At 59.5% G+C, this 15603-nt stretch carries 11 protein-coding genes and 3 pseudogenes; 8 read left to right on the top strand and 6 right to left on the bottom strand.

Features of this window, described 5'->3' with window-relative positions; translation table 11 throughout:
* A pseudogene (locus I8N66_RS16130) lies at window positions 1–889 on the bottom strand (hypothetical protein); the annotation flags it as partial.
* Between the two features lie 264 nt (window positions 890–1153).
* Between I8N66_RS16130 and I8N66_RS37550 the strand changes: the two are divergent.
* Both I8N66_RS37550 and I8N66_RS16125 read left to right on the top strand, forming a co-directional pair.
* Window positions 1154–1474: pseudogene (locus tag I8N66_RS37550) on the top strand (DUF4062 domain-containing protein); the annotation flags it as partial.
* Window positions 1475–1510: 36 nt separating this feature from the next.
* On the top strand, window positions 1511–3625 hold the full coding sequence (locus I8N66_RS16125; RefSeq protein ID WP_291155195.1) for a hypothetical protein: 2115 nt from the start codon (window positions 1511–1513) through the stop codon (window positions 3623–3625).
* 201 nt (window positions 3626–3826) lie between these two features.
* On the opposite strand, the gene I8N66_RS16120 is transcribed toward I8N66_RS16125, so the two are convergent.
* From I8N66_RS16120 to I8N66_RS16110, 3 genes are all read right to left on the bottom strand, one after another.
* Entirely contained in the window at window positions 3827–4684 is an 858-nt protein-coding gene (locus tag I8N66_RS16120) for an MFS transporter (RefSeq protein ID WP_365887369.1), read from the bottom strand.
* Window positions 4685–5364: 680 nt separating this feature from the next.
* Entirely contained in the window at window positions 5365–6627 is a 1263-nt protein-coding gene (locus I8N66_RS16115; RefSeq protein ID WP_291155193.1) for an ATP-binding protein, read from the bottom strand.
* Window positions 6624–7349 (bottom strand): response regulator, encoded by a 726-nt coding sequence (locus I8N66_RS16110; RefSeq protein ID WP_291155199.1) that lies wholly within the window; start codon window positions 7347–7349, stop codon window positions 6624–6626. The genes I8N66_RS16115 and I8N66_RS16110 overlap by 4 nt, the downstream gene beginning before the upstream one ends.
* Window positions 7350–7567: 218 nt before the next feature.
* Between I8N66_RS16110 and I8N66_RS16105 the strand changes: the two genes are divergently transcribed.
* The 5 genes and pseudogenes from I8N66_RS16105 to I8N66_RS16085 all read left to right on the top strand — a co-directional run bounded on the left by I8N66_RS16105 (window position 7568) and on the right by I8N66_RS16085 (window position 14055).
* Window positions 7568–8221: a hypothetical protein gene (locus I8N66_RS16105; RefSeq protein WP_291155191.1), complete on the top strand. Its 654-nt coding sequence runs from the start codon at window positions 7568–7570 to the stop codon at window positions 8219–8221.
* Between the two features lie 166 nt (window positions 8222–8387).
* Window positions 8388–9536, top strand: a complete 1149-nt coding sequence (locus I8N66_RS16100; protein WP_291155189.1) for an efflux RND transporter periplasmic adaptor subunit — start codon at window positions 8388–8390, stop codon at window positions 9534–9536.
* Window positions 9533–12649, top strand: coding sequence for an efflux RND transporter permease subunit (locus tag I8N66_RS16095; RefSeq protein ID WP_291155187.1), 3117 nt, complete (start codon window positions 9533–9535; stop codon window positions 12647–12649). The genes I8N66_RS16100 and I8N66_RS16095 overlap by 4 nt, the downstream gene beginning before the upstream one ends.
* A 3-nt stretch (window positions 12650–12652) precedes the next feature.
* Window positions 12653–13228, top strand: a pseudogene (locus I8N66_RS37545) (TolC family protein); the annotation flags it as partial.
* 200 nt (window positions 13229–13428) lie between these two features.
* Entirely contained in the window at window positions 13429–14055 is a 627-nt protein-coding gene (locus I8N66_RS16085) for a TolC family protein (protein WP_291155183.1), read from the top strand.
* A gap of 214 nt (window positions 14056–14269) precedes the next feature.
* On the opposite strand, the gene I8N66_RS16080 is transcribed toward I8N66_RS16085, so the two are convergent.
* Together I8N66_RS16080 and I8N66_RS16075 are read right to left on the bottom strand one after the other, a co-directional pair.
* Window positions 14270–14653, bottom strand: coding sequence for a type II toxin-antitoxin system VapC family toxin (locus I8N66_RS16080; RefSeq protein ID WP_291155181.1), 384 nt, complete (start codon window positions 14651–14653; stop codon window positions 14270–14272).
* Entirely contained in the window at window positions 14650–14850 is a 201-nt protein-coding gene (locus tag I8N66_RS16075; protein ID WP_017958375.1) for a type II toxin-antitoxin system VapB family antitoxin, read from the bottom strand. Before I8N66_RS16075 ends, I8N66_RS16080 begins: the two co-directional genes overlap by 4 nt.
* Before the next feature lie 371 nt (window positions 14851–15221).
* Between I8N66_RS16075 and I8N66_RS16070 the strand changes: the two genes are divergently transcribed.
* Entirely contained in the window at window positions 15222–15560 is a 339-nt protein-coding gene (locus I8N66_RS16070) for a carboxymuconolactone decarboxylase family protein (protein ID WP_291155162.1), read from the top strand.
* Window positions 15561–15603 lie beyond the last annotated feature (43 nt).

Genomic DNA, 15603 nt, shown 5'->3' with positions numbered 1-15603 from the left:
ACATGTCAGTAAAGCATGCCTGCAGCATTGGCAGTGCCATCTCGTAGTCACCCCTCCAGCTCCCCCGAATGCTGAGAGGCCTCTGAGCCACGTCCAACCTTGTTAGAAGTTGCTGCGTGCACCCGAAGCCGGTGGCAAAGAAGAAAATCATACTTCCGAGAAGGTAAAGGTCGCAGCCGAGCCGGCGTCTCGCGAAATCTGGATCGATGTGGCCGTATAAAATTTCCGGAGGGGCGTATCCCCAGTCTCCAGAAAAAGTGAGGTCATCGTGGGGACCTGCTGTCCCGTCGCACACGGAGCGGCCAAGATCGGCGACGCGGAAGTCCTCTTTTTGACCGAAACTCAAGACATTCGAGGGCTTCAAATCTTGATGGGCAATACGCCGGGAATGAAGCTGACTGATTCCTACAGCGGTATGGTGCATTGCCCGAAGCCACCACGCTAAGCGGCCATCGGAATTTACCTTCTGAATGCGTCGTCTGACGTCGCCGTCAGCCAGCTCAAATATTAGATACGGAGCAGCATCTTGAAGGTTCGGGCCGACCGCCACTTGCCCGCTCTCCAGTGCGACTACAACGCGATCCATGTGGCCGCCCTGGCAAATTTGGAGTAAACGCGCCTCAAAATTATGGGCGGACGTGATTTCATGCAGCGCCTTCAGCACGTTGACCGATCCCATGGCGGACGAGAGGTCTATGGCTTTTAAGAACGCGCGCTTCCCTTCCCGCTCGGCTATATATGCGACCGAGAAGTGTCCGCCTGTACCATTGTAGTGATCTGTCTTTTGGCCATCGGCTGGGTCCCAACCCACTGGCTCGACTATCTCCCAGCCACTCTCCAATTTTACGCCGAGGAGCCTCCAAGCGCCGGCACGCATTTCAAGTCCCATGACACCCCCAACACAGAAAATGCAACCCTAGTTTTATATGGGGTCATCTTCTTCCGCCAGACGGGCAGGCGCAAGATTGCGCACAATTCACAGACGTTGCGTAGTGTGCCCGGGAACTCGCAGACGTGTGGTCCGGAGGAGGCAAGAGCTCATTGCGTCGATTAGCCAAATCAATGAGCGCTTTCAACTGATAGCTGGGGCGGTGTTCCCGCTGGACGCGCTTCTAACACCACGTTAGGTTGATCCGCAAAATTTCAATTTAGGATGCTGTGGGGACGGGCACAGAGATTGTCTGAAAAACTCAGGATCATTCGCGTTTTTATTGGTTCACCGGGGGGATTAGATGAGGAACGCCAAGCCGCTCACGACGTCGTCAACGCGGTAAATCGCAGCCACTCCGAGCGATGGGGCATCTTGTTTAAGCTTTTGGGCTGGGAGAACGCGGTGCCTGGCTTCGTTCGACCCCAGAGCAAAATAAACGAGGACCTAGATAGGTGCGATTACTTCGTTGGCGTCCTATGGAACAGATGGGGTTCTAGGCCAAGCACTGACCCGAACGGTTACACCTCTGGCTTCGAGGAGGAGTTCTACAGAGCGGAGGCCAGAATTGCGGATGGCCTTATGAAAGACATGGCCATCTACTTCAAAGACATTGAAGTCCCGCCGGGACTGGAGCCCGGCGACGATATCCGGAAGGTCTTCGGCTTTAGGCAAAAGTGTATCGATGAAAAAAAGGTCTTCTTTAAACCCTTTGCCGATGTCCATACGTTTCGAGATGCGGTTCGCGAGAAGCTGGAAGAAATCGGCTGGCGAGAAACGGAAGTTCTTTCAACCGACAACCAGTTGGATCAGCCTAAAAGAACTGCGGCAGTCTCCAAAACCGCTGAGGACGTTCCAACTGGAAACGAACGCTTGCTGGATGAAGCGGCTCGCGTCTTCCTGCAGGACTTAATCGAGCGGACCCCAGATTGGGACCGCACCGCGGCTCATGAAGTCGCGCGCTTGCGGTTGATTGGTACCGCCGTCACGCGCTCTGGGAATGACGAGACCTACCTCGGGAATCATGATGCGAACCTAATTTTTAGGAAGTATCGAGATGAGGAACTCTCCGAGCAGGAGGTTCGCGCTCTGATCGATTGCGGAGTCGTGGGATTCCAACATCAGAACGCTCCACTTTGGCGATGGCTCATGAAGGATGATGCAGGAATTTGGTTCCGCATACGAATTCTGGCTATGTTCGGGGCCGAAGCTGAGAAAAAGCAGGCCATCGATCTCTTGAGCCTGGGCTCGCAGACAATTCCCTCTCTTGACGAAGTATTTGACCTAAAGCGTGTGCTGACTTCGTGGTTGTCGGATCAAGCGCCGGCTCAGGTATTTGATGCCGCTGTATCCTACCTTTCGCATAATGGAGACGAAGGGGCTATTCCTCTTATCGAAGAGGTAACAGCGGAGTCTTCTCCGGCCAGACGCGACAAAGTCGAAGGCGCCATCGTTGCCATCGTTTCTCGGACCCGCGTGGATGGGGCACTCAAGCGGTTGGTCGAAAAAGAAGTCAACAGTATCGACAGTAGGATCGCAGAATTCTTATTTGAAAGTCCGCAGTCTCTGTCGACAAACACTATGATTTCTTGCCTATCAGCCAAGCCGGAAATTGTAAGACTGCGGGCCACTGAAATACTGTTTGGCCGAAAAGCGATCGCTATTGATGTCGCTCATACTCTATTGACGGACAGTAATCACGAAATCCGCCTGATAGCGGCAGAAACTCTTGAGCGTCACGGAGAACAACTTGATGACGAGGTGATAAAAAAGGCGCTTCGAGTGGTGAGGCCGTCTTCAAGATTGCTGACAGGATTGGGAGGACTTCAGACCGATGACACCTTATACGATCGTTACCGTTTGAATCGCCTGTCCGAGTTGGGACTAAATGAGTTGGTCGCAAAGGTTCAGTCAGCGGGTGTCTTCGACCAACGAGAACTAACGGCGCTCTACGCCAAATATCCTTCCAAAATGAAGGATGAAATCAGGGAAAATCTTCGAGACAGATTCAAGCGGCACTTTGACGAGAAAGTCGCTAAAGAGTTTGCGTCGATCCCGGCGGCTGATATCGAGCAATCCGTAAGAAGCGTGGAGAGTTTCCATAGGGGGAAGCTCTGCGAGGCCGCACTGGAAGCCTTATGCGCCGTGGGAAGAAAAGAAGACGTTCCACTTGTTCGCAGAATTATCGACGAGTTCGAAGTGGGCGCTCACCAAAAAGTGCTGAGTTTCTTGTCTCGGTTTGGCGATTGGTCGGACCTTGAGCGAGTCAGCAAATTAGGAGATAGTTCAAAGCGCAAAACGAGCTTGTTAGATTTCGCTCGGACAGAGGCACCAAGTCAAAAGGCCTCGGCGATTTTTGCTCTGGGGAAGGGCCGGGTTGCGGATATGCTTGCTCTTGATCTTCAAGGAGCGATACGGATCTCGCTAGCGAAGCTGCTACCGAAAAACTTGATTACCGAGTTGAAGGACGAGCTTCTGCTTCGTGAGATGCAAGATAAGCACGATGAATACCGCGTCGTATTCACACTTCGATGCATTCAGACGTTGTCGAAAACACGTCTAGCTCAACTCCTGGAGCGCTACATGAATGGGGATGGGCAACATTTCTATAACGTAATTCACTGGCTAGATCTGGGTGTTTCACTTCCGAGTTCGTCAGCGAAGTCGATCGCTGAGCGGGCGCTCTCGCGACACTAAGCGGAGGTTGGCTACGCGAGTTGCAAAGGTCGCACGTCTCTGGGATGGGCGAAGAGTCGGTATGGGTGGAGCCAGCAGCTAGTTCGTTATGCTCTTTATATTGCCTGTTCCGACAATGTTCGCGTTTTGGGCCAAAACGATCGCATAATGTATCGACTGGACCTTATGACCACAGGGCATCCGGCCATAGGACCGATGTCTTCAAGCGTGGCCCTCTTCAATCCTCGGAAGGAACCACGCGAGAAGCCCCGCAAGCGGGAGGAAGGAGCAGACGTAGTAAACCGTTTCGACACCATAGCTGTCGGCCAGTATTCCGAGAAGCGCTGCGGCTATACCGCCAAGGCCGAAATTCAGGCCGTAGAACAGCCCACCAATGAGTCCTATCCGGTGCGGCAGCAACTCGATTGCGTAGATCAGGATGGAGGCGAAGGCGCTCGCCATGATCAGGTTGATCATGACCGTCAGCACGCCGGTCCAGAACAGGTCGGCATGCGGCAGGATCAGTGTTAGCGGAAGCGGCCCAAGGACGGAAATCCAGATGATCCGGTAACGTCCGATACGATCCCCGATAATGCCGCCAATCAGCGCCCCTGCCGCCGAAGCCAGCAGGAAGATGAACAGCATCATCTGCGCAGAGGGGATGGAGAGACCGAACTTCTCCATGAGATAGAAGGTGTAGAATGAGCGGAAGCTCTCGCCATAGGCGTTCTTAGTAAACATCAGCAGCGTCAGGACCCCCAGGGCTACCCCGATCGTCGCTGGCGCGTGACGAACGGCGCCGTCCGCCTTCTTGCCGTCTGCCCGCAACGCCATGAATGCGGCGCCGATCTCCCGCTGCTTGCTACCGATCCATACAAGAAGTGCCATGGCCATCAATGCGAGAACGGCAAACCAGGCGAGGCTCGGCTGTCCCCAGGGAACGATGATCAGCGCAGCGAAGACCGGGCCGAGCGCGCCGCCCGCCTGGCCGCCGACCTGAAACAGTCCCTGTGCCAATCCCTGCCGGCCGCCGGCGGCATAGCGCGCCATGCGCGTCGCTTCCGGGTTGTCGTTTGGCATTTAACTGTGAGAATGCGGCCGTTTATTTCACGGTTGGCATTTAATCTGAGATTCCGTGGGCTGAAAGTGTGACTGCGAAGACATGCGCAATTGGCGACCGCAGCCCACCATCTCTCCTATAGCGTTGCCGAAGCGGGCTCTATTCTCACCCATCATATGGCCACGAAGCATGGAAAGCATCGCCTCGGCTCGTCGATACGCTCATCCCGAAACGCTTCGTCAATCTCGTCGGGCAATGGATCGTTCATTCAGAAACACCATCCCTTTCCTCGGCGGTTGAATCTCACGTTACGTGCGAAAATCAAAGCGGCAATCTCAAGTTAACTGCCAAGTCTCAGATTAAGTGCCAGGCTATCTTATTGAAGTTATTGCCGTCGGAGTCTGGCAGTTAAATGCAAAACAACATCCTCTTCGGTCTCTGGCCAGAAGTAGAATTGCTCTGCGTCCTCGCTGGAACGACCGGCTTTCGAGCGCCTGGCGCGAAGACCTAAGGGCCTCTACACCGTCGTCGACGGAAAGATTGGGCCGGAGCATTTCGCTCGATTAAAGGCGCTTGATATCGATGTAGCGGTGGTGGGAGGAGCCCTCTTTGCCGGCGGGCAAACCGCGCAACGAGCGGCAGACTTTTCCGCATCGCTCGCTTGATGCTGCCTCAGCTAACGTCGCGATTGCGTACGGCTCTACAATCGGGATCCAGTTAGTCGACCAAACACGATCCGCTGCTCCAGCCCGCCGCCTGTCCGATTAAAAAGGGTAATCGATCCACCGTATCGTTCGATGATCTCCTTGGCGATCGCCAGTCCCAAACCTGCCCCAGGTACGGATTGCCGGCGGGCGGGATCAACGCGAAAGAAGGGCTCGAAGGCCTTGTCGAGCAGATCCGATGGGATGCCGGGACCCCGGTCGGTGATTGTGATGATTGCCTCGTTGTTTTTGGCCGAGACATCGACCTGGCAGCCGTGGCCGTGGGTTGCGGCATTGACAATCAGGTTTCTGAGCGCGCGGCGCAGGCCAAGCCCGCCAGCGCGCACGGAGACCTTGTCGATCCGGCCCGCCTCCACCTTCAGGCCGAGGGAGGCGAGTTCCTCGACAATGCCGAGCACCGCGCCGTCCAAGGCCGTGGGTTCGAGGTTGCCCTCGTCGATTTCCTCGCGCACCAGGCTGATGGCGCTATCGGCGATGCGATCGAGCTCATCGAGATCTCTCACCCAATTCTCGCGCTCTTCGTCCGGCAGGAACTCGGCGCGGAGCCGCATGCGGGTCATGGGGGTTCTGAGATCGTGCCCCGCCGCTGCAATGAGCCGCATCCGGCTCTCCATCGCCGACTTGAGCCGTGACGAAAGCCGGTTAAGGGCGCGCGCCGCGGCGCGAACGTCGCTCGAGCCGTCTTCCGGAAGAGGGGCGAGAACGCCATCCGGTCCCACACGCGTCACAGCCTTTTCCAGCATTGCCACGGGTCGTGTGAGCACGGCCGCAAAGTAGAGCGAGACGGCGGTGGCGCCGAGCACGATCAGGATGATCCAGCCCGCCAGCACCAACCAGCGATCGCGCGGCGGCGAATAATCGGGAACATCGAGGATCAACCACTGACCGCTCGCAAGCGGAACGGAAGCCACGATGCCGGGCCGTCCCACGGCGCGCGCGACGACGGCGGTAAGTGCGCTGCCGCTCTTCTTGAACGCTTCGTTGAGGAACTGCGTGGCTCTTTCATCCACTTCACCTTCGGCCGGCCGGTCGCTGAGATCGATTTCTGGTTGCGCCTTGCCTGCTGCATCGGTTGGCAGCAGCTCGGTGAGAAGTCGGATTTGCCGGGCCAGGGGCTCGACCGTCGCTTCGGGCGCGGGGCCGCGAATAACACTGACGACCGCGAGTGTGGCGAGCCCGACGACGCCGACGATCGAGGCGACCAGCAGGATCGCAATGCGCATTCTGAGCGAGGTCATTCGGACATGTCCCCGGCTTCGACGCGCACGGTCAGTTGGTAGCCGCCGTTCCGGACGGTCTTGAACAGAGGCGATCCCTCGTTTTCGCCGAGTTTGCGGCGCAGCCGGCTCATCAGCACGTCGATTGAACGGTCGAGCGGATCGCGCCCGCGTCCTTGGGTGAGATCGAGGAGCTGATCGCGAGACAGAAGACGGCCGGGCCGCTCGAGAAAGACCTGGAGAAGTTCGAACTCGGCGCCGGTCAGGTCAATGTTTTCTCCAGCCGCGTTTGTGACCTGCCTCGTTTCGGGCTCCATCGTGTATCCGGAGAAATGATAGCTGCGCTTGATCGGGGCATCGCCCTGGCCGATGGCCGTTCGGCGGAGCACGGCACGAATGCGCGCGACGAGCTCACGCGGATTGAAAGGCTTGCCGAGATAATCGTCCGCGCCGAGCTCGAGCCCGATGATGCGGTCGACATCTTCCTTCAAGGCAGTCAGCAGGATCACCGGAACATGCGGCTTGCGATCGCGCAAGGCGCGACAGATGTCCAGTCCCGAGCCATCGGGCAGCATGACGTCGAGGACGACGAGATCGAAATGGCCCGTGGCCAGCCTCTTCTCGCATTCTGCACGGTTGGCGGCCGCGGATACGCGGAAACCCTGACCATCGAGATAGCGTCCAAGCAAGGTTCGGATTTCGCCGTCATCATCGACGACAAGAATATGCGGCTGCGTCTGCATCGTCCGTGTCATTCAGTTCCTGTTATCAGCCGTGACTATAGGGCCGAGCCAAGGGTCTCGCTTGGAAATTTGCAACCGAATGTTTCCGTCGATCGCCCAGCAATGTTCAGCAACAAATCTCCTGAAACGAGAAACCTTGAGACACAGCTCGAAGCACGCCGGAAATGGATGCGTTCTACCTCTCCCTTCGTCACAGACATGTGGAAAGGAAGTGCATCATGCGAAACGGATTTCGGGCGCTTGGCGTCGCATCCATTGCAGTTGTTCAGGTTGCTGCCGCGCACACAGCATCGGCCGTCGATCAGAGCGAGCCCGCAGTCACCGAAGAGGGCGGCGAGAGCTTGAAGCGCGCAGGACATGTCGACCTTGTCCCGCCAGGGCCGCGTCGGTTCGAAGGGCGCGCTGGGCGCCAGATACCTGGACTGGATGTGCCACCTGAAGCGGCGCTTGCCGCCTGTTTGGCGATCCTCGAGACACGCATCGGAATTCGCGCCGAGCAACTGAACGCATGGCGCGACTACACCAGCGCCTTGCAGGCGCTCCTGCCGCCGCCGGGTCCACGCCAGTTCGATCCGCGTGAGCCGCACCCGGACGCCATTCCGGGGGGGCCGCCTCAATTGGCTTCGGAGGTGGAAACCGGGCCGTTCGCGCGAGAGGAAGCGCTCGCCGACGACTTCGTCAAGCGCGCGGCAGCCGCGCGGAAACTGAAATCGGCCATAGCGGCACTCCGCACCACGCTGACCCCTGAGCAGCAAGCAATTCTCGCTTCGGCGATTCACCCCTGGGGGCCTGGGTTCGACCCGGGAAGCAGGGGGCGCGCGCCGGAGGACGCAGCCGGCCCGGCAGGCGGCCACAAACTGGGCCATCCCTGAAGCCGTCCCCTGGCGGAAGGGCCCTCCGACCGGCGGCGCTGGCCGGTCCTCCACCACCGCCCCTAGCGGACCGGCCAGCCTTCCATCCGACGCACCGGCAACGCGTTGATCTCTTTGGAATCGAAATGACGCGTTGCTGATGCAGACCATGACAAGAGCAATACCCATGATAACGTCACTTAAAAGATCCTTGCTCATCGCAGCGGTCCTCGTCCCGGTCGCAGCTCTCGTGGTGCTGAAGGCCTACGGGCGAACGAACGAGGCGCCGGCAGAAGGACCCGTCGGGCCCCAGGCTTCGTTGACGGTCTCCGTCGAGAAGGTCCGCACGGAGCCATCAGCCACTTTCGTAACGGCAACCGGATCGATCGGGGCCTGGCAGGAGGCGACAATCGGCGCCGAAGCAAGCGGACTGCGTTTGGCGGACGTTCTTGTCGAGGAAGGCGACCACGTCGAAAGCGGCGAGATTGTCGCACGGCTGGACAGCGCGCTCTTGAAGGCGCAGCTCGCCGAACAGCGGGCCGCGGTCGAGCAGGCACGCGCGACGCTGGAGTCCGCCCAGTCGGCGTCTGTACGCGCGCAAAAACTCCTGGTCAGCAAGGCAATCAGCGTCGAGAGCGCCGAAGAAAAGTCAACCACGTTCAAGACCAGCCGCGCCCAGCTTGCCCAGGCGGAAGCGGCCGCTGAGCGGAAAGAGGCGGAACTCGCGCAGACCGAGATCCGGGCCCCGTTCGATGGCGTCGTTTCCGAGAGACCAGCCGTCGTTGGAGCCATCGTCCAGACCGGGACTGAGCTCTTGAAGATCATCCGCGACGGCAGGGTCGAGGTCGCCGTGCAGGTTCCCGAAAAGAACCTGCAATCCGTCGCGGTTGGGCAGGCGGCGACGGTCACCGACGCGTCAGGCAGGGTGACCCAAGGCAGCGTTTCGTCTGTTGCGGAGAAGGTCGATGCAACCACCCGCCTCGGCACGGTGCGCGTTTCGCTCTCAAACGGTTCCGGGCTCAAGCCGGGCATGTTCGCACGCGTTTCGATCGAAACCGCAGTAAGCCGCATGCCGAGCGTTGCCGAAAGCGCGCTGATCTGGAGGGACGGCATGCCGTCCGTTTTTATTGTCGAAGACGACGGCAAAGTCACGGCGCGCGCGATTGAAACCGGCACGCGCAGCGGTGGGCGCGTCACCGTGACATCAGGTCTGGAAGGCGGGGAAAGCGTCGTCATCGCCGGGGCAGGGTTCCTATCGGACGGCAACACCGTCCGCGTTAGCCCTATCGAGGCAGGCAATACCTCCAACACCGCGAGCAACGAGACATTTAAATGAACGCCATTTCCTCCTGGTCGATCCGCAACCCTGTTCCGACTATCGTCCTCTTTCTCTCGCTGACGATCGCCGGGCTTTACGGGTTCATGCAGCTTCGCATCAACAATCAGCCTGACATCGATTTGCCGACCGTAACGGTGACAGTGTCGCAGCCGGGTGCTGCGCCGAGCGAAATGGAGGTCCAGGTCGCGCAAGTCATCGAGAACGCTGTTGCCAGTCTCGAAGGCGTCGACGACGTTTCGACGTCGATCAGCGAAGGCTCGTCGACCACAACCGTTGAGTTCACGCTCGACACCGATCCGGAGACCGCAACCAATGACGTGCGCAACGCCGTGTCTTCGGTTCAATCCGACTTGCCGGACGGTGTGACCGAGCCGATCGTCACCCGCGTCAACGCAACAGGCAACTCCGTGCTGACATTCACGGTCGACGCGCCGTCCATGGCCTCGGATGACTTGAGCTGGTACATCGACAACGACGTCGCCAAGGCGATGCTTGGGGTGGATGGTGTATCGAAAATCGAGCGTTCCGGGGGCGTTGATCGCGTGATCCGGGTCGAGCTCGACCCGGATAGGCTCGCAGCACTCGGTATCAGCGCTGCCGACATCAGCCAGCAACTTGCGAGGATCAACGTCAATCAGCCGGGCGGTCGCGCCAATGTCGGCGGCCGGGAACAGTCGGTCAGAACCGTCGGCAGCGCGAGCACGGTCGAGGCGCTTGCAGAAACGCACGTTCCACTCTCCAACGGCAACGATGTGAAGCTCTCGGATCTCGGGCAGGTCGTCGATGGCTGGGAGAAGCCGCGCCAGACCGCGTTCCTGAACGGCAGGGAAGTGGTGGCATTCAGCGTCTATCGCTCGATCGGCTCGAGCGAGCTCGACGTCGTCGAAAAGGTCCGTGCGGCGATTGCCGCGACCGACGCCGGAAACGCTAAGGTCACCTTCACGGAGGTGACCTCGTCCTCAGGCTTCGTCGAGGAAAGTTATGATGCGGCGCTCGAAGCCCTGTGGCTAGGCGCGCTGCTCGCAATCGGCGTCGTCTGGCTATTCCTGCGCGATATCCGCGCCACGCTGATTTCGGCAGTCGCCATGCCGATGTCCTTGATCCCGACCTTCGCAGTGATGTGGGCCTTCGATATATCGCTGAACAATATCACGCTGCTGGCGCTGTCGTTGGTGGTGGGGATTCTCGTCGACGATGCCATTGTCGAGATCGAAAACATCGTCCGCCATATGCGCCATACGGGCGCCAGTGCCTACCGCGCGGCGATCGAAGCAGCCGACGAGATCGGCCTCGCTGTGGTCGCGACCACGGCGACCATTGTCGCGGTCTTTTTGCCTGTGGCGTTCATGCCGGGCATCCCCGGCAAATTCTTCCTCTCCTTTGCCGTCGCCGTCTGCGTCTCGGTACTCTTCTCGCTCGTGGTCGCGCGGATGTTGACGCCGCTGATGGCCGCCTATCTGATGCGCGCCGGAGGCCATGCCAAAGAGGATACCCCCACCTGGGTGCCGGCCTACGTCCTGCTGTTGCGCACGGCGCTCAGGCACCGCTGGATCACGCTTTTTGCGGGCGTCGCATTTTTTGCCGGCTCGATCATGCTGGCGACGCAGCTTCCGACCGAATTCATGGCGGCGACGGATCGCGGTCGGTCGGTGATCTCTCTCGAACTGGCGCCGGGTTCGACCATCGAACAGACGGCGGCCGTCGTGAAGGACATTACCCACCGTCTTCAGGGCGATCCGGTCGTCGCCAGCGTCTTTGCCGCGGTCGGCACGGCTGCGGAATCAGGCGGTGGCCCGAACCGATCGTCATCCTCCGCGGAGGTTCGCACGGCGACGGTGACCGTGAACCTCGTTGCGGCGGACGAGCGCGCCATTTCGCAACAGGAATTCGAAGCGCAAGCCGCCTCGAAGCTTGCCGATATAGCGGGAGCCCGCATTCAGTTTGGTGGCGACGGTTCTTCGGGCGCCAAGGTTTCCGTCACGCTTGTCGGTGACGATCCCAATGTGCTTGAAGCCGCAAGCAATGCGTTGCTGCGAGAAATGCAGTCCGTCCCTGGTTTGACGCATCCGACATCGACCGCCACCAACACGAAGCCCGAGCTGATCATCCGTCCGGACAACACGCGCGCATCCGAGCTCGGGATCACCCCGGCCGAGATCGCCGAGACGGTGAAGGTGGCGACCATCGGCGACAACGATGCGAGCCTGCCGAAGTTCAACCTCGGCGACCGCCAGATATCCATCGTCGTAACGCTGCCGGACGGAGCGATCGATGATCCTTCCAAACTTGCGGTTCTGCCGTTGACCGGCACCAAGGGTACCGTGCCGCTCGGCGCGATCGCCGACATCGACTTTGATGCCGGACCGAACACCATAAGCCGTGTCGACCGCAGTCGCAGCGTCACGATCGAGGCGGAATTGTCGGATCTCACCCTCGGCGAGGCGAGCGCGGCAATCGGCAACTTGGCGGCGATCCAGTCGCTGCCGGACGGCGTCCATGAGCTTGCACGCGGCGACACGGCCCGCATGCAGGAACTGTTTTCGGGGTTTGCGACCGCGATCAGCGCCGGCATCCTGCTCATGTATCTGACGCTCGTGCTGCTTTTCCGGGGTTTCGTCCAGCCGGTGACAATCCTCGTCGCCCTGCCGCTTTCCGTCGGCGGCGCGCTCGGCTTCCTGTTGCTGACGGGCAATGCAATCGGGATTTCGGCACTGATCGGACTGCTGATGCTGATGGGCATTGCCGCCAAGAATTCGATCCTGCTCGTCGAATATGCGCTGAAAGCGGAGCAGGAGAGTGGCATGAGCCGCATGGAGGCGCTGCTCGATGCCGCGTGCAAGCGCGCACGGCCGATTGTCATGACGTCGATCGCCATGGGGGCCGGCATGCTGCCGATTGCGCTTGGGATCGGCGCTGATGCGGAAACGCGTGCACCGATGGCCATCGCCGTGATCGGCGGGCTCCTGTCGTCGACGGTCCTCAGCCTGGTTTACGTGCCTGTCGTCTACACGTTCCTTGATGACATCCAGCGCGTTCTTGGCCGGATCCTCGGCAAGCTCCTGCCGGAAGAGACAGAGCCACGTGCATCGGTGAAAGCGCAGGAGAGCTGACTCGTGCGCCATCTTTTTATCGTATTGGCAACGGTCTGCCTTCTCGGCGGCTGCGCCGCCGTTGGCCCCGACTACGCCACGCCCGACGTGTCACTGGTCACCAATTATGCCGAACCAGTATCCAGGGGGAGGGCAGTCGAACCCGAGACGCGCTGGTGGGAGGCGCTGTCTGATCCTTTGCTAAACCGGCTCATTGCTAAAGGGCAGATCGCCAACTTGGCCGTGGCTCAGGCCCTGGAACGGATCCGTGAGGCACAGGCTGATGCCAAGGCGGCAGGAGCCGAAGGGTCGCCTGATATCGATGGTTCGGTCGCATCCGAAACGACGAAAACGAATGGCCAGTCGAAGTCGACCACTGCGGCGGGCGAGGCGATTGTCGGCTGGGAGATTGATCTCTTCGGCAAGTACCGACGCAGCCGCGAAGGTGCACAAGCTACGGTGCAAGCGGCGCAGGAGGATCTGAGTGCAGCGCGCCTCACCCTGCTCGGTGATATCGCCACCGCCTATGTCGAGGCGCGCGGATACCAAAATCGACTTGGCGTGGCGCAGAGAGCGCTCACGGGAAAACGAGAGGCGGTCGCTGTTGTCAAAGCGCAGCTTCAAGCTGGCGGAGCCACAAACCTGGACGTCTCCCAGGCGATCGGGGGGGCTGCTTCGACGGAGCAAACATTCCCGCGCTTGAAATCTCGCTGCACGCATCCCTCAATCGGCTGGCAACTCTGCTCGACCTTCCGGTTGCAACGATCCGTACTGAGATCACGAAGGGCAGGGGAGTGCCGTTGCCACGGCGGAGTATCTCGGCCGGATTGCCGGCGGATCTGCTGCGCAACCGGCCAGACATTCGCCGTACCGAACGAAACCTGGCGGCCGCGGTCGCCGATATCGGCGTGCGTGAGGCGGACCTGTATCCGAGCCTGTCGCTTTCTGGTTCGATCACCATCTCCGCTGAACGCATAGCCGGCCTTTCGACCGATAGCGGCGGCTGGGCGATCGGCCCGTCGCTGACTGTACCGGTGTTCGACGCCGGCCGGCGCAAGGCACTTGTCGACGTCGAGCGTTCGCAGGCGCGAGAGCAATATCTGGCCTATCGCGAAACGGTGGCGAGCGCCGTGGAGGAGGTGGAAAACGCACTCGTCAGCTACAGTCGCGAGCGTCACCGCCAAGTGGCTTTACGCCGGAGCGTTGTCGCCTACAAGCAGGCCGTCGCGCAGTCGAGCGAGTTGTACAAGTCCGGCGCAGCAGACTTCCTCGACCTGCTAGACGCGCAAGACGATCTCTATTCGGCGGAAGACAAGCTGGTGCAGAACGAGGTAGCGATCGCTACGGCCTATGTCACGCTCTGCGAGACGCTGGGTGGTGGATGGGCAGCGGCATATCCAATAGAGAAGCCGAGTTCAGGAAATTGACGAATTCGAGCCGGCTGGGCTCAACTTGTCAGATGAGCGCTGAACGTGGGGTCACGGTGCTACAGGGCAGATTTTGTAGAAGCGGATGGAGTGCCGCTGTGCTCGGTTTGTTTTCGGTTCGTGCGTCTGGGATCGCATAATGTATCGACTGACACCTGCCCTCGCGACTCAACCCTCTGTCCACCATGAGAGACGGCTATCGTTCGCTCAGCGTTCAATTTCGCGCATTGGCAGATGGATAAAGCGAAGCCCCTGCCTTTTCAGCGGCTGCCCGCAGACGTTTGTCTCGGGTCCACAAGGCCGCTCGCTGATCAAGGAGAATTGAGGCCAGCAAGTGGGCATCTGTGTAGCCAATGCCCATACTGAAAATGGCGTGGCGATCAATCATCATCATGACTTCGTCGTGGGTTGCAATGAACGCTTCACGTTGAGCCGCCAGAAAAGCTATCACGCTGCCTCGATCCCGAAGGCTGCCAAGTGCCAATTCACCAATTACAGCCGGATGGCAGAGGAGACGATCGTCCTCAATAATCGCACGTAACTCTGCATCGCCGTGCCGGAAATGATCGATCCAGATGGAGGTGTCAGCAAGTATCACTTGGCCGCTGCGCTCCGGCGGCGTGGGGCTGCCTCCGCATCCGGCATAGTTCCCCCGAGCGCAATGAGACGTTTTCCCGACTCAACACGAACAAGCGTCTCCAGCGCTTGGCGAACCAGAGCGGCGGTTTCTTTTGTGCCGGTTAGGGACCTAGCCCTTTCCATGAGCGTGTCGTCGAGATTGATAGTCGATCGCATCGTTGGCTTCCTGAGTTCGATGCTTGCAAATAGCACCATTTGGTGATGAAATCCACGCCTAATTCGCGCTCTGAAAGATCCCTCCTGGACGTGCAAGCCAGGAACGCGGACATGTTTGCCCGTTGTGGAATCCTAGCGTAAAGACATGCCTGGAACTCACTATAAGAAGGGGTCGCGGGTTCGATTCCTTTCAAGGCGTACGATTGGCTCCTCCTGCCTCGTCATGAGCTCCGTTCATGAGCGAGTGAAATCATACCATTTCTGCTCATGGTGCTTTCCCGATACTCCTGCAGGGGCGGGGCAGCCGGGTCGCGTTCCCAAGCGGATCGGAACTGGCCCCCACGATCCAGTCTCAGCTTTATGGAGGTCAAATGCTCGAGTGGGGAAAGTATCGGCAGGAGCTGTCGGCACGCGTCAATGAACTGGGACGGTTGTCGCCTTCTACGCTCGAAGGCGCTCGCCTGCTGGGAAGCGCTGGGCAAAAGACAGGTCGGTTGGATGCCAAGACGCGAGAGCTGATCGCGCTTGCAGTCGCGGTCACGACGCGCTGCGATGGTTGTATCGCGAGCCATACCGCCGAAGCGGCGAAGGTTGGAGCGACGCGCGAAGAGATTGCTGAGGCACTCGGAGTGGCTGTCGCCCTCAATGCCGGCGCGGCTCTCGTCTATTCTTCGCGTGTGTTAGATGCGTTCGACACCGTCGACGACTGATACCAGTTCTGCGGGTGGAGAAGTGACTGGCGTCTCTTTCTCC

The organism is Ensifer sp. SSB1 (assembly GCF_016652895.1).
Lineage (GTDB): Bacteria > Pseudomonadota > Alphaproteobacteria > Rhizobiales > Rhizobiaceae > Ensifer.
Note: the sequence above shows the minus strand (reverse complement) of the source record. Positions and strands in the feature narration are given on the sequence as shown.